This window comes from Mesorhizobium sp. M0051, assembly GCF_040323235.1.
In the GTDB taxonomy this organism is placed as follows: domain Bacteria; phylum Pseudomonadota; class Alphaproteobacteria; order Rhizobiales; family Rhizobiaceae; genus Mesorhizobium.
Genome location: NZ_JAMYUT010000016.1, coordinates 25,942 through 39,134 on the forward strand (window position 1 = coordinate 25,942; position 13,193 = coordinate 39,134).

Sequence of the window (13,193 nt, forward strand, 5' to 3'; positions counted from 1 at the left end):
TGCAGGTCTTCGTTGCCAACATCGCAAACGGACGCATCACAATGGCAAAACGCAGTGCCGGATTGCTGATCTATCGCCGTAGCGACGGCGATCTCAGGGTGTTGCTGGTTCACCCGGGCGGGCCGTTCTGGACGAAGAAAGACGACGGTGCGTGGTCGATACCGAAGGGCCTCGTCGGCGAGAACGAGGACGAGTTGGCGGCTGCGCGACGCGAAACCGAGGAAGAGCTCGGCGTCAGGATCGACGGCTCCTTCACGCGCCTCGGCGACTACAGGCAACCGGGCGGAAAGATCGTCGTGGCCTGGTCTGTCGAACCGACCGTCGACATCGATGTGGCTGCCATCAACAGCAACATCTTCACCATGGAATGGCCGCCAAAGTCAGGATTCCTGAAGGAGTTCCCGGAGATCGACAAAGCGGGCTGGTTCACTTTGCCCGAGGCCGAAGCGAAGATCCTAAAGGGGCAGCGCCCGATGCTATTAGATTTTGCCAGGCAGCAAGGCGCCGGATGATCCGCAGCCCTCAGTACGGCAGGCCGACATAATTCTCCGCAAGTGCGGTCGAAGCGGCACGCGACTGCACGAGGTAGTCGAGCTCGGCCTCCTGAATGCGCTGGCCGAACTCGCCGGTGTCGGGAAAGCGGTGCAGCATCGTCGTCATCCACCAGGAGAAGCGCACTGCCTTCCAGACCCGCGCCAGCGCCTTGCCGGAATAGGCGTCGATGCCAGCGTGTGATTTCTCGACGTAGAAGTCGCGAAGACCGGCGAAGAGATAGCGCACGTCGCTGGCGGCAAGGTTCAGGCCCTTGGCGCCGGTCGGCGGCACGATGTGGGCGGCGTCACCGACCAGGAAAAGCCTGTTGAAGCGCAGCGGCTCGGCAACGAAAGAGCGCAGCGGTGCGATCGACTTCTCGAAGGATGGGCCGGTGATGACACTTGCCGCCGTCTGTTCCGGCAAGCGGCTACGCAACTCGTCCCAGAAGCGGTCGTCGGACCACGCCTCGACGCGATCGTCCTCAGGGCACTGCACATAGTAGCGGCTGCGATGCGTCGAACGCATCGAGCAAAGCGCGAAACCTCGCTCGTGATTGGCATAGACCAGTTCATGATCGGCCGGCGGAACTTCGGCCAGCACGCCGAGCCAGCCGAACGGATAGTGCCGTTCGAAGGTCTTCAGCGCATCCGCTGGCACAGATTTGCGGCTGATGCCGTGATAGCCGTCGCAGCCGGCAATGAAGTCGCAGTCGATACGATGCGTTGCGCCGTCCCTGTCATAGGTGACGAAAGGTGCCTCACAATCGAAATCGTGCAGCGCGACATCGGCCGCCTCATAGACCGTGGTCAGTCCTGCCGCGTCGCGCTTGTCCATCAAATCGTGCGTAACCTCGGTCTGGCCGTAGATGGTGACATGCTTGCCGCCGGTGAGGGCGGTAAGGTCGATGCGGTGCAGGCGTCCGTCGAAGGCGAGCGAGATGCCGGAATGCAGCAGTCCCTCGGCGTGCAGCCGTGCCGCAGCACCCGCTTCCTCCAGCAATTCGACAGTGCCTTGTTCGAGTACGCCGGCGCGTACGCGGCCAAGCACGTGCTCGCGGCTCGCGCGTTCCAGAATGATCGTCTCGACGCCGATGCCAGCCAACAGTTGGCCGAGCAGCAGGCCGGACGGTCCCGAACCGATGATAACGACTTGGCTGCGCATCAGTGGCCGAGACTTTCGACCTGTGCGGCGAGTTCGGCGGCAAGCCGCAGCGACGCGGCGGTGGCGACGACCATCTGCGGCAGCAACAGCCATTCCAGCGTCCATGCCGCGCCTGAGCGCTCCTGTTCATGCACAAGCGACTGATGCATGGCGGAGAGCTGCGTGGCGTTGAAGCGGGCAAGCGCCACCAGCGCTTCGGCCTTCACCGGGTTCTGCTTGTGCGGCATGGCCGACGAGCCGCCGCCACCCGACAGTTCGATCTCGGATCCACCTTGCGCCATCAGCCCGATGTCCTGGCCGAACTTGCCAAGGCTGCCCGTCACCAACGAAAGCCAGCCGGCAAAGTCGGCGAGCGCGTCACGCTGGCTCTGCCATTGCGGCGCGTCGCCAAGGCCGAGTTTTGCAGCAAGGACCGCGCGTACCGCCGGCCCTTTATCGCCAAGCTTTTCCAACGTGCCGGCAGCGCCGCCAAACTGCACCACCAGCAAACGCCCGGACTGTCCCGACAGTCTTTCCTGATGTCGCTCCAGAGGTGCCCGCCACGCCGCAATGCGATCCGCGATATGAATGGGGATCGCGGGTTGCATGCGGGTCATGCCGGTCAGCGCCCTGCCCCCGAAGCGCTCCTCCAATGAGATGAGCCGGATGATGGTCTCGGTCAGCAGCAGCCCGAGATGCTCGACGACGGACTTCAGCCGGAGCACAAGGCCGGTGTCGATGACGTCCTGGCTGGTCGCGCCGAAATGCACTTTCTCGCCATGCGGTTCGCCGACCGCCGCCCTGATCTGGCGCACCAGTTCCGGCACCATGACGCCGTCCTTGGCGACAGCGGCCCGCAGCAAGGCAGTGTCGGGCTGGAACGTGGCCAGCGCCGCCGCGATCGCTGCCGCCGCATCCCTGGTGATGATCCCGTTTTCGGCTTCCGCTTCGGCCAATGCGCGCTCGAACGCCAGCATGGCCTCGATTTCCGCCTCGACCGAAAAATGCCTTGATGCCTCGTCGTCGCCAAGGAGCGCGGAGAGCAGCGGATGATCGAAAGGCGATACGGTCATGTCGCGGATCTCCTAGCTGTCGAAGAAGACCGTTTCCTTCTCCCCCTGGAGATGGACGTCGAACACATAAATATCGCCCTGGCGCTCGGCGATCAGCGTCGGCACGCGGATGCGGTGCTCGATGCGTGCCAGGATCGCATCCCCGGCATTGGCCTTTTCCTCGTCGGAAAAATAGAGCCGTGTGTGGAGGCCGAGGTTTATGCCGCGCGCGACGATCCAGAGCGTGATGTGCGGCGCCATCAGGCTGCCATCCCTGAACGGCACCTGGCCCGGCTTGATCGTCTCGAACGTGCACAGGCCGGTGTCCATGTCGGTCGGGCAGCGGCCCCAGCCGAAGAAATTCGGATCGGCAGCACCGCGCAATTCAACCGGCGAGTTGTAAAGCCCGTCCGCATCCGCTTGCCAGATCTCGATCAGCGCATCCTTGAGCGGCGTGCCGGTGCCGTCGAGCACCCGGATGCGAAGACCGATGCGCTCACCCTTGGTCTTGTCGTTGACCATGGTGGCGCCAAGGTCGCTCGCATAGACGCCGCCGATGCCGCAGAAATTAGGCGTCAGCCCAATATGGACGTATGGTCCCGCGGTCTGCGAGGGGCTCTCCTTCAGCCGGTCGAGCGACTGGGCCATCAATTGCCCTCCAGCCTGTTTTCGAACAGCGATGAGCGCCGCCCGCGCAGCACGATGTCGAACTTGTAGGCGCGCGCGTCGAAGGGGATTGTCGCCTGCATGTCGAGCGCGGCGATCAGGGTCTCGACGGCTGACTTGTCGGGGATGCCACGCGCGATCGGGCACTGCCAGATCAGCGGGTCGCCCTCGAAATACATCTGCGTGATCAGCCGCTGCGCGAAGCCATGGCCAAAGACCGAGAAATGGATGTGCGAGGGCCGCCAGTCGTTCGGCCCGTTCGGCCAGGGATAGGGCCCGGGCTTGACGGTACGAAAGGCATAGCCGCCATCGTCGCTTGATATGGCACGGCCGCAGCCGCCGAAATTCGGGTCGAGCGGCGCCAGGTAGCCGTCCTTCTTGTGGCGATAGCGGCCACCGGCATTGGCCTGCCAGAATTCGAGCAGCGCGCCGGGCACGCCAACGCCGCGCTCGTCGAGCACCCGCCCATAGACGATGATGCGCTCGCCGATGGCGCTCTCGCCGGGTCCGGCGAAATTGTGGATCAGGTCGGCGTCGAGTTCGCCCAACATGGCGTGGCCGAAGACAGGACCTGTTATTTCCGACAGTGTGTTGTCGAAAGCGAGCGGCGCCTTCTGAGGCGAGCGCAGCACCGAAGTCTTGTAGTTCGGCGTCAGGGCCGGCGGATGCCATGTCCGGTCGCGCTGGAAAAAGGCGCCGGTCTCGGGTCTCCGGTTCAAGCCTGACTCAGCGGGCATTCTTGGCACCGTCCATTTCCGAAAACACATCCTTGGCGATCTTGAAGGCACGGTTGGCGGCAGGCACGCCGGCATAGATGGCGACATGCAGGAAAGCTTCGCAGATATCGTCGCGCGAGGCACCGGTGTTGACGGTGGCGCGCACATGCATGGCGACCTCCTCATCATGGCCGAGTGCGGCCAGCAGCGCCAGCGTGACGATCGAACGTTCGCGCTTGGTGAAGCCCGGTCGTGCCCACACGGTTCCCCAGGCCGCCTCGGTGATCAACTCCTGGAAAGGCCGGTCGAAATCGGTGGCGGCGACCTCGGCGCGGTCGACATGGCCATCGCCTAGCACCGAGCGGCGCACCGCGAGACCGGTGCGATATCTGGCTTCGTTGACGGGGACTTCATCCATCGGTTTCGGCTCCGGAGGCAAGCGATGCGATAAAATCGCGGATCAGGGCGACCAGTGCCTCTGGCTGTTCAACACAAGAAATGTGCGCTGCGTCGCCGATGATTTCGAAGCGCGCGCCGGGGATAAGGTCGGCCAGGGATCGGACAAGATCGGGAGGCGTCGAGCCATCCTGGTCGCCGGCGACGCAGAGCGTCGGTACCGCGATGCGCCGCGCGCTGTCGGTGAAATCCGCATCGCGAACGGCCGCGCAAGTCCCGATGTAACCGGCAAGCGCCTGCCGGGTCATCATGTTCCAATAACCGTTCAGGTCAGGCTGACGCTGCGCGTGGAATGCCGGCGTGAACCAAGTTTTGAGAACCGCGCCGGCAATCTCCTGAATGCCTTTGCTTTTGACCGCCGCGATGCGTGCGTTCCAGCTTTCGGCGGTGCCGATCTTATGGGCCGTGTCGCACAGGATCAGGCCTTCGACCATTTCTGGGCGCCTGCGATAGAAGCCTTGCGCGATCAGGCCGCCGACCGATAGGCCGCACAGCACGACCTTGCTCAATCCGAAATGATCGATGAGGCCTGAGAGGTCATCGACATGATCGTCGATCGAACTGATGTCGCCAATATCGGACAGCCCGTGGCCGCGCTTGTCATAGACCACCAGCGGCATTTCACCATCAAGCGCCGAGACAATGTCGTCCCAGATCCTGAAGTCGGTGCCCAGCGAATTGATGAATATGATCGGGCGCACATTGCCGGTCGCCTTGATGTGGCGATGGTGCAGCGTGATGCCGCCGATGGTGACGAATGGCACGATTTCGATCCTCCATCCCCACATTGCACAAGGCGTTTGGCTCGGTAAAATGATTTTTTGCGCTGTTTCATGAACTCAGGGGCGATCAAATCCGTGTCGGACAGTCTGGCCCGACCACATCGGATGTCTTGCCGACGTGGTCGGCCCCAATCACGTTTGCATCAGTCTGGGCTGCGCGTTTCCGGTCGGCGCCAAGGGCATCGACCGCATCCGCCTGTATCGGCGATCGCATTTTGGCCTGATCAGGCCATCGATTTCGGCAAGGCGGCGGCCAGTGCATCCACGGCCAGCCGCACCTTCAATGGCAAATGCGGCGTCTGCAGCCAAAGCGCGTAGCAGTCGTAGAGAAAGCGCGGCTCATCCGGCAACAGCGCCACCAGCGCTCCGGCCCGGATGCGGTCACGCACCAGCCAGTAGGGCAGCCAGGCGACCCCCATGCCCTCGGCAGCCGCGTCGGCGATGGCATCGAGATCGTCGAGACGCAGCCGGCCGGCTGGCGTGATCTCTTGCGTGAGTTGCCCCTCGCGCACAAACAGCCACGGTTGAACGATCTGGCCGAGCCGGCGGTAGACAATCGCTTGATGGTCGACGAGATCCTCGATGCGCCGCGGTTCGCCGTGACGTTGGAGATAAGCGGGTGCGGCGCAGACGACCATGCCCTGGCGCGCGACGCGACGGGCGATCACGCCCGCCTTGTCGTCGAGGGCACCGGTGCGGATGGCAAGATCGTAGCCGTCCTCGGCGAGGTCGGCGAAGCGGTCGCTGAGCGACAGATCCAGCTCCAGCATTGGATATTGCCGCGCCAATTGCAGCAGCACGGGCGTCACGCAGTGGCGGCCGAAATGCGCCGGCATGGTGACACGCAATTTCCCACGCGGCTCCGCAAGCTGATCGGCGGCTAGCGCGTCGGCGGCGTCGGCTTCGGCCAGCACCACGCGGCAGCGTTCATAGTATGCGCGTCCGAAATCGGTCAGGCTCTGCCTGCGCGTGGTCCGGTTGAGCAGACGCACGCCCAGCCGTTCCTCAAGAAACCGGACATGCTTGCCAACCATCGGTCCGGACAGATCGAGTGCGACCGCCGCGGCTGCGAACGAGCCGAGGTCGACAGCCCTGACGAACACGGCCATGCTCTCAAGCCTATCCATATTCGGAACTCCTGCTTTCTACTGTTCTCCTTTGCAGCCATTTATCCTCGTCGAACCTAGCTGCATAGCTCATTCGGTTCAGATAATTTGGAGTATACCGAATGGCGCGTGTAGTTCGCTTTCACCGGCATGGAGACCCCGAGGTTCTACGCATCGAGGATGTCGAATTGCCCCGACCGGGTCCGGGCGAAGTCCAAATCCGCGTCAAGGCGCTTGGTCTCAATCGCGCCGAGGCACTGCTGCGCGCCGGTGCCTATATCGAGACGCCGACGCTGCCCTCGGGGCTTGGCCTCGAGGCGGCAGGTGTTATCGAGGCGGTGGGCGAAGGCGTGAACGACTTTATGGCTGGCGACAGCGTTAGTATCATCCCGCCGCAATCAATGATCCTTTGGCCAGCCTATGGCGAGTTGGTCACCTATCCCGCCAATCTCGTCGTCAAGCACCCGCCATCGCTCGACTGGCGGACTGCAGCGGCGGTCTGGATGCAGTATCTGACCGCCTATGGGGCGTTGATCGACATCGCTAACCTGCACAGCGGAGATATGGTCGTCATCACCGCTGCATCGAGCAGTGTCGGCCTTGCCGCGATCCAGATCGCCAACTGGGTCGGCGCGACCGTGATCGCGGTGACGCGAACGTCAGCCAAGAAGCAGGTGCTGCTCAACGCCGGTGCGGCGCATGTCGTGGTCTCGGCCGAGGAGGATCTGTCGGCATGGCTGAATGAGATCGCAGGGCAGCAAGGCGTGCGCGTCGTCTTCGATGCTATCGGCGGCCCGGTTTTCGAGCCGCTGACGGCGGCAATGGCACGCGGCGGCATCCTCATCGAATATGGTGGCCTCAGCCGCGAGCCGACGCCGTTCCCTTTGGGCGCAGTGTTGGGCAAGACGCTGACGCTGCGCGGCTACCTCGTCCATGAGATCACCGGCGACCCGGCGAAACTGGAAACGGCCAAGGCGTTCATCCTAGACGGTCTGGAGAGCGGAACGCTGAGGCCGATCATCGACAGGACCTTTGCGTTCGACCAGATCGTCGAAGCGCATCGCTACCTGGAATCGAACGAGCAGTTCGGCAAGATCGTGGTGACGATCTGAGATCGTGGTGACGGTTTGAGCAGAGATGGCGAACAAATCACCGTTGCCAGCAGCATCGCCCTTGAAGGCGGGACTCTGCACTCCTAACTGTGCCGTGCGGGCCGGGCCCCTCTGACAGTCGCTTTTGGCGATTGTGATGTCGGACCGCTTAACGGGCCCGTTTCCATTCCTTTCGATCAAGCGGGCTCAAATACTTTTGGTTTGGAGCCCCACATGACATCTTCCGTCCTTGGTATGGTTTGCCCCTCCTGTCGCGTCGCGCTCGTGATGAGCGAACGCCAGGGTATCGAAATCGATTACTGTCCGCAGTGCCGCGGCGTCTGGCTTGATCGAGGCGAACTCGACAAGATAATCGAGCGTTCCGGCAGGGAGGCTTCGCCCGCGCCGCAGCCGGCAGCATTCTCCCAGCCGCAACATGGCCAAGGGCGCGATGACGATTATTCCCGCTCGCAGGGCCACCGCTATCCGAAGCGGAAGAAATCATTTTTCGAAGAGTTGTTCGATTGACCGCACCACGCCCGATACCCCGGGCCGGCGTTTGCTGAAAACTTCAAAACCGCATCGACAAAGGTCCATCCCGATGATTTCGCGCACAAGCCGATTTGCAGCCCTCGTTGCAGGACTGTTCCTCGCATTTTCCATGGTCGCGATGGATCATGCCGAGGCCCGTCGCGGCGGCAGTTTCGGCAGTCGTGGCATGCGCACGTTCCAATCGGCACCGCCGACCAGAACCGCACCGGCGCCGACCGCACCGGTCGAGCGTTCGATGACGCCCAACACCGGTGTGAACAACGCGGCCCGGCAGCCGCAGGCCGGCATGCAGAGGCCCGGCTTCATGAGCGGCTTCGGTGGGACAATGATGCGTGGCCTGCTGCTCGGCGGCCTGATCGGCCTGCTCGTGGGCCAAGGCTTCGGCGGACTGGCCGGCATGTTCGGTTTCCTGCTTCAGGCCCTGCTCATTGGTGGCGCAATCATGCTGGCTCTCAGGTTCTTCCGGTCGCAATCCGCGCGCGGTCCCGCCCAGGCGCTCGCCGGTGCCGACAATGCCCAGGCGTCGCGGTTTGAGAATCGCGCAACGACACAGCAACAGACCGAGCGCCCTTTCACGATTCCCGGCTTTGGCGGCGGTTCGGGAGGCTCTGCGGACACCGGTTCCGAGGAGATCACGCTGGCCCAGACCGACCTCGACACATTCCAGCAGCTGTTGACCGATGTTCAGGAAGCCTTCGGGCGCGAAGACCATGCTGCTCTGCGCCGGGCGACGACCCCCGAGATGGTGTCCTATCTCTCGGAAGAGCTGGCCGACAATGCCCAGAAAGGTCTCAGGAACGAGGTGACGGACATCACTTTGTTGCAGGCCGACATTGCGGAAAGCTGGCACGAGGATGACCGCGACTATGCCACGGCCGCATTGCGCTACGAGTCTCGTGACGTGACGCGCGAGCGGGCCAGCGGCAAGGTCGTCGAGGGCGACGGTGACCACCCGACAGAGACGACCGAGTTGTGGACGTTCGTGCGCGAGAATGGCGCGAACTGGAAGCTCTCGGCAATACAACAGGCCTGAGCTTTGTCCGAGGCGGCTGCTTGCGGGCGCTCGGCGAACCAACGGACAGACGCGTGCCGATCTCGATGGCGTGCCCGGTATCGCTCAGCGCCTCGCAGGCAAATACCTGACAATCCTTGCGCATGAATTGCTCCCCTCCCCCGCCGCCACTTCGGCGCGCGGGGGCGGCTGACATTTCGCCTCTTCGTGCTTGCATCGTAATCCCACATGTGAAAAGAATATTTACAAAAGAAGATTGACGGGAGGAGACGGCGTGCATTCAGGCGGCTTGACGCGTGTTCAAACGGTTGCGCGAGACCTTCGGCACGAGTGGCGGAACTGACCATGAACGACTTCGCTGCTACCGTCGGCGTCGCCTCGACGCACCCCAAAGACATGCCTGAGGACCATGCCGCGCTGCCGGTGTGGAATGCCGAGAACTGGTTCTATGAGGACTGGCCGGTCGGCCAGAAAATCCGCTCGTTGCGGCGTACCATGGCGGAAGGCGACAGCCATTTGTTCAACACGCTGGTGCTCGACATTCACCCCTATGTGCAGGACCAGATGTTTGCCGAGAGCGAAGGCATTTTCGGCAAGCGGCTGATCGCCGGCGCTTTCGTCTTCTCGGCCGGGCTTGGGCTGGTCGCCACCAATTGCATCAACGCCTTTTCCTATGGCTATGACAAGCTCCGCTTTATAAGGCCTGTCTTCATCGGCGATACGATCTATTCGATCCGCACCAACCTCGACAAGAAGCCCCGCTACAAGGAAATGGGGCTGATCCGCGCCAGCTACGAAGTGTTCAAGGGCGAGGGCGAGCTCGTCCTCTATTGCGAGCACCTGCAGACGGTGAAGTACCGCAACCCGGCCGACTTCGTCGGCAAGACGGAGAAATAGCAATGCCGGCAGCAGCCGAATTGCCGCTTGCCGGTCTCATTGTCGTGGACATGAGCCAATTCCTGTCGGGCCCATACTGCTCGTTGAGGCTGCTCGACCTCGGCGCCCGCGTGATCAAGATCGAGCGTCCGGATGGCGGCGACCTCTCGCGCCGGCTCTATCTCAGTGACACCGAGATCGGCGGCGATTCCACCATCTTCCACGCCATCAACAGGGCCAAGGAAAGTTTTGCCGTCGACCTGAAGAACGAGGCGGATCTCGAGGCGCTGCGCGGGCTTTTGGCCAAGGCCGACGTGCTGATCCAGAATTTCCGGCCCGGCGTCATCGAGCGGCTTGGCTTGGATTACGAGGCCGTTCGCATGCTCAATCCGCGGCTGGTCTACGCCTCGATCAGTGGCTATGGCGAGGACGGCCCTTGGGTCGAGCGTCCGGGCCAGGACCTGCTGGCGCAGGCGCGTTCCGGCGTGATGTGGCTCAATGGAGACGAAGACCAGGGGCCGGTGCCGTTCGGCCTTGCCATCGGCGACATGCTGGCCGGTGCTGCCTGCGCGCAAGGCGTTCTGGCGGCACTGGTGCGACGTGGCATCACCGGCCAGGGGAGCCATATCGAGACCAGCCTGCTGGAGGCGCTGGTCGACTTCCAGTTCGAGGTGCTGACCACGCATCTCAACGACGGCCGGCGTTTGCCACGCCGCTCCAGCTTCCGCAGTGCACATGCCTATCTGTCGGCGCCCTATGGCGTCTACCCGGCCAAGGACGGCTATCTCGCCATCGCCATGACGCCGATCCCCAAGCTCGCCGACCTGCTGTCACTTAACGAGCTGGCGCCCTATCGTGACCTGCCTGCATCCTGGTTCACCGCGCGCGACGACATCAAGGCGATTATTGCGCAACGGATAGCCACTAAAACCGTCGACGAGTGGCTTGATGTCCTCGAGCCGGCCGACATCTGGTGCGCCAAGGTGCTGACCTGGCCGGAGATGCTGGCGAGCGAGGGCTTCCAGTCGCTCGATATTCTGCAGACGGTGACGCGCGAGGATAATGTCTCGATCCTGACCACCAGTTCGCCGCTCCGGGTCGATGGCGTCAGAGCCAAGGTCGATCGGGCAGCGCCTCGCATCGGCGAGCACAGTGCGGCAATCCGCGAGGAGTTCGGCCTGTGAGCGTGCCCACGCTCAAGGGCATGACCTGGAGCCATCCGCGCGGCTACGATCCTATGGTCGCCTGCTCGTCGCTGTGGAAGCAGAAGACTGGCATCACCATCGAATGGGACAAGCGCTCGCTGCAGGATTTCGAATCGTTCCCGGTCGAGGAACTGGCGCGCGCCTATGATCTCATCGTCATTGATCATCCGCATGTCGGCCAGATCACTGCGGAGCGCTGCCTCGAGCCGTTGGATGTCGCTGGCCGCGAGGCGGAACTTGCAGCACTTGCCTCGGGCAGCGTCGGCCGGTCCTATCCGAGCTACAACTGGCAGGGGCGGCAATGGGCTTTCCCGATCGATGCGGCCAGCCAGGTCCAGGCCTGGCGGCCGGACGCGCTCGACGCGCCGCCGGCGCGCTGGAGCGATGTGCTCGATCTAGCCCGCCAAGGCCGGGTGCTGCTGCCATTGCGCCCGCCTCACGTGCTGATGGCGTTCTACACGCTCGCCGGCAATTTTGGCCGCCCTTGCGCAACGGACCCGTCCGGCGATCTCATCGATGCCGACGCCGGCGGCGAAGTCTTCGAGACGATGCGCGAGATAGCCGCACTGGTCGGCCCCGCCTGCTTCGAGATGGATCCGATCGCAGTTTCGGAACGCATGGCGGAGGCCGGCTCCCGCATCATCTGTGCACCGCTGATCTACGGCTATGTTTCCTATGCAATGTCTGGTTTTCGCGCGAACCGGCTGGCGTTCGCCGACATCCCGGTCGTCGGCTCCAGCGGTCCGATCGGTTCGGCGCTTGGTGGCACCGGCATAGCCGTATCGGCCTTTGCCGAAGCGAAGGATGCCGCGATCGCCTTCGCCTACTGGGTGGCAAGCGGCGAGGTCCAGCGCGGTCCCTATGCCGCCGCTGGCGGGCAGCCCGGCCATGCGGCGGCCTGGGAAGACCGGGCCGTCAATGAAGCGACAGGCAATTTCTATCGCGACACGCGCGCGACGCTGGAGGGTGCGTGGGTGCGGCCGCGCCATGACGGCTATATGGCGTTCCAGCAGGCGGCGTCCGACCGCATCCTTTCCGGCATGACCTCCCGGCACAAAGCCGCCGAGGTCATTGCCGATCTCAATCGCCTGTTCCGGGAGAATCGTTCGGCATCAAGCGATGCCTCTAAAGCGTAAGCGAGCTCGCCTAGTCGAGCCGCCACAGTTTGCGGGCATTCGCGAACAAGAGCCTGTCGCGCTCATCGACGCCGCAGCCTGCAAGGAGCGCATGGGTCGCCGCCACCCAGGTCGACAGGCCGCCGCCGAGCGTGCAGACCGGCCAGTCGCTGCCCCAGACAACACGGTCCCAGCCGAACGCGCCGATTGTGTGCTCGACATAGGGCCGCAGCGTCTCAGCCGTCCAGCTGCCCGGATCGGCATAGGCAACGACACCGGAAATCTTGGCCATGACATTCGGGCGCCGCGCGATCTCACTCATGTGTTCACGCCACGGATGCTCGGCTCCGCCCTTGATATCGGGCACGCCGCAATGGTCGAGAACGAACTGGACATCCGGCGCCAGGTCGGCCAGCGCGAATGCCTTCGGGATCTGGTGCGGCAGCACGACGAGATCGAAGGTCAGGCCGGTGCCGCCAAGCCGCTTGATGTTCTCACGAAAGAGTGCGCCTTCCGAGAGATCATCCGGCACGACATGGAGGACGCGGCGGAACCCTTTGACGAACGGATTTGCTCGCTGCCTTTCAAGATAGGCCGGAAAATCCGCCTCTTCGGGGCGGCAGGATGCGATCGCTCCAGCCAGCATGCTGCCGGGTTGCCGTGCCAGCCCTTCGACCCGAAGGGTCTCAGCCTCGATCTCGGCCGGGTCGACATCGACCTCCATATGCAGCACACGCCCGATGCCGACACGCTGCGCCTCCACGGAATATTCCTCATAGGAGAAATCGCGGTTGAGCGCCGGCACGCCTGACAGCCAGGGATAGCGCAAGGCTGAGCGATCGATGAGATGCAAATGGGTGTCGATGATCATGACGGGCTCCTCCTCGTGG

The 13,193-nt window shown here is 63.3% G+C and carries 15 protein-coding genes; 7 read left to right on the forward strand and 8 right to left on the reverse strand.

Going from position 1 to position 13,193, the window contains the following annotated elements; translation table 11 throughout:
• Positions 1–41: 41 nt before the first annotated feature.
• Complete coding sequence (locus NKJ90_RS17750) at positions 42–512, forward strand: NUDIX hydrolase (RefSeq protein ID WP_023756683.1); 471 nt, start codon at positions 42–44, stop codon at positions 510–512.
• A gap of 10 nt (positions 513–522) precedes the next feature.
• Here NKJ90_RS17750 and pobA read toward each other — a convergent pair whose 3' ends face one another.
• The 7 genes from pobA to NKJ90_RS17785 form a co-directional block, all read right to left on the reverse strand.
• Positions 523–1,695: a 4-hydroxybenzoate 3-monooxygenase gene (gene pobA, locus NKJ90_RS17755; RefSeq protein WP_352486416.1), complete on the reverse strand. Its 1,173-nt coding sequence runs from the start codon at positions 1,693–1,695 to the stop codon at positions 523–525.
• Positions 1,695–2,747 (reverse strand): 3-carboxy-cis,cis-muconate cycloisomerase, encoded by a 1,053-nt coding sequence (locus tag NKJ90_RS17760; protein ID WP_023756685.1) that lies wholly within the window; start codon positions 2,745–2,747, stop codon positions 1,695–1,697. The genes pobA and NKJ90_RS17760 overlap by 1 nt, the downstream gene beginning before the upstream one ends.
• A 12-nt stretch (positions 2,748–2,759) precedes the next feature.
• Entirely contained in the window at positions 2,760–3,374 is a 615-nt protein-coding gene (gene pcaG, locus NKJ90_RS17765; protein ID WP_023756686.1) for a protocatechuate 3,4-dioxygenase subunit alpha, read from the reverse strand.
• Entirely contained in the window at positions 3,374–4,129 is a 756-nt protein-coding gene (gene pcaH, locus NKJ90_RS17770; RefSeq protein WP_023756687.1) for a protocatechuate 3,4-dioxygenase subunit beta, read from the reverse strand. The genes pcaG and pcaH overlap by 1 nt, the downstream gene beginning before the upstream one ends.
• Complete coding sequence (pcaC, locus tag NKJ90_RS17775; RefSeq protein WP_023756688.1) at positions 4,119–4,526, reverse strand: 4-carboxymuconolactone decarboxylase; 408 nt, start codon at positions 4,524–4,526, stop codon at positions 4,119–4,121. The genes pcaH and pcaC overlap by 11 nt, the downstream gene beginning before the upstream one ends.
• The gene (gene pcaD / locus NKJ90_RS17780; RefSeq protein ID WP_023756689.1) at positions 4,519–5,328 is read right to left on the reverse strand and encodes a 3-oxoadipate enol-lactonase; all 810 of its coding nucleotides are present in this window, start codon (positions 5,326–5,328) and stop codon (positions 4,519–4,521) included. The genes pcaC and pcaD overlap by 8 nt, the downstream gene beginning before the upstream one ends.
• A 242-nt stretch (positions 5,329–5,570) precedes the next feature.
• Positions 5,571–6,473, reverse strand: a complete 903-nt coding sequence (locus tag NKJ90_RS17785) for a LysR family transcriptional regulator (protein WP_023756690.1) — start codon at positions 6,471–6,473, stop codon at positions 5,571–5,573.
• 101 nt (positions 6,474–6,574) lie between these two features.
• Between NKJ90_RS17785 and NKJ90_RS17790 the strand changes: the two genes are divergently transcribed.
• The 6 genes from NKJ90_RS17790 (at position 6,575) to NKJ90_RS17815 (ending at position 12,324) form a co-directional block, all read left to right on the forward strand.
• On the forward strand, positions 6,575–7,564 hold the full coding sequence (locus tag NKJ90_RS17790) for a zinc-dependent alcohol dehydrogenase family protein (RefSeq protein WP_352486418.1): 990 nt from the start codon (positions 6,575–6,577) through the stop codon (positions 7,562–7,564).
• Between the two features lie 213 nt (positions 7,565–7,777).
• The gene (locus NKJ90_RS17795; RefSeq protein WP_023756692.1) at positions 7,778–8,071 is read left to right on the forward strand and encodes a TFIIB-type zinc ribbon-containing protein; all 294 of its coding nucleotides are present in this window, start codon (positions 7,778–7,780) and stop codon (positions 8,069–8,071) included.
• A 73-nt stretch (positions 8,072–8,144) separates the two neighbouring features.
• Positions 8,145–9,128, forward strand: a complete 984-nt coding sequence (locus tag NKJ90_RS17800) for a Tim44 domain-containing protein (protein WP_352486419.1) — start codon at positions 8,145–8,147, stop codon at positions 9,126–9,128.
• Positions 9,129–9,452: 324 nt separating this feature from the next.
• Complete coding sequence (locus tag NKJ90_RS17805; protein ID WP_023756694.1) at positions 9,453–10,004, forward strand: MaoC family dehydratase; 552 nt, start codon at positions 9,453–9,455, stop codon at positions 10,002–10,004.
• 2 nt (positions 10,005–10,006) lie between these two features.
• Entirely contained in the window at positions 10,007–11,167 is a 1,161-nt protein-coding gene (locus tag NKJ90_RS17810) for a CaiB/BaiF CoA transferase family protein (protein ID WP_023756695.1), read from the forward strand.
• Entirely contained in the window at positions 11,164–12,324 is a 1,161-nt protein-coding gene (locus NKJ90_RS17815) for an extracellular solute-binding protein (protein ID WP_023756696.1), read from the forward strand. Before NKJ90_RS17810 ends, NKJ90_RS17815 begins: the two co-directional genes overlap by 4 nt.
• A 10-nt stretch (positions 12,325–12,334) precedes the next feature.
• Here NKJ90_RS17815 and NKJ90_RS17820 read toward each other — a convergent pair whose 3' ends face one another.
• Positions 12,335–13,174 carry an amidohydrolase family protein gene (locus NKJ90_RS17820; protein ID WP_023756697.1) on the reverse strand — a complete coding sequence of 280 codons (840 nt, stop codon included), beginning with the start codon at positions 13,172–13,174 and terminating at the stop codon, positions 12,335–12,337.
• Between the last annotated feature and the right edge of the window lie 19 nt (positions 13,175–13,193).

Excerpts from the sequence above, each read along its gene's own strand:
- NKJ90_RS17795 (WP_023756692.1), top strand. The coding sequence starts at position 7,778 with ATGACATCTTCCGTCCTTGGTATGGTTTGCCCCTCCTGTCGCGTCGCG.
- NKJ90_RS17750 (WP_023756683.1), top strand. The coding sequence starts at position 42 with ATGGCAAAACGCAGTGCCGGATTGCTGATCTATCGCCGTAGCGACGGC.
- NKJ90_RS17800 (WP_352486419.1), top strand. The coding sequence starts at position 8,145 with ATGATTTCGCGCACAAGCCGATTTGCAGCCCTCGTTGCAGGACTGTTC.
- NKJ90_RS17760 (WP_023756685.1), bottom strand. The coding sequence starts at position 2,747 with ATGACCGTATCGCCTTTCGATCATCCGCTGCTCTCCGCGCTCCTTGGC.
- pcaG (WP_023756686.1), bottom strand. The coding sequence starts at position 3,374 with ATGGCCCAGTCGCTCGACCGGCTGAAGGAGAGCCCCTCGCAGACCGCG.
- NKJ90_RS17790 (WP_352486418.1), top strand. The coding sequence starts at position 6,575 with ATGGCGCGTGTAGTTCGCTTTCACCGGCATGGAGACCCCGAGGTTCTA.
- pcaH (WP_023756687.1), bottom strand. The coding sequence starts at position 4,129 with ATGCCCGCTGAGTCAGGCTTGAACCGGAGACCCGAGACCGGCGCCTTT.
- NKJ90_RS17785 (WP_023756690.1), bottom strand. The coding sequence starts at position 6,473 with ATGGATAGGCTTGAGAGCATGGCCGTGTTCGTCAGGGCTGTCGACCTC.
- NKJ90_RS17820 (WP_023756697.1), bottom strand. The coding sequence starts at position 13,174 with ATGATCATCGACACCCATTTGCATCTCATCGATCGCTCAGCCTTGCGC.
- NKJ90_RS17805 (WP_023756694.1), top strand. The coding sequence starts at position 9,453 with ATGAACGACTTCGCTGCTACCGTCGGCGTCGCCTCGACGCACCCCAAA.
- pobA (WP_352486416.1), bottom strand. The coding sequence starts at position 1,695 with ATGCGCAGCCAAGTCGTTATCATCGGTTCGGGACCGTCCGGCCTGCTG.
- NKJ90_RS17810 (WP_023756695.1), top strand. The coding sequence starts at position 10,007 with ATGCCGGCAGCAGCCGAATTGCCGCTTGCCGGTCTCATTGTCGTGGAC.
- pcaC (WP_023756688.1), bottom strand. The coding sequence starts at position 4,526 with ATGGATGAAGTCCCCGTCAACGAAGCCAGATATCGCACCGGTCTCGCG.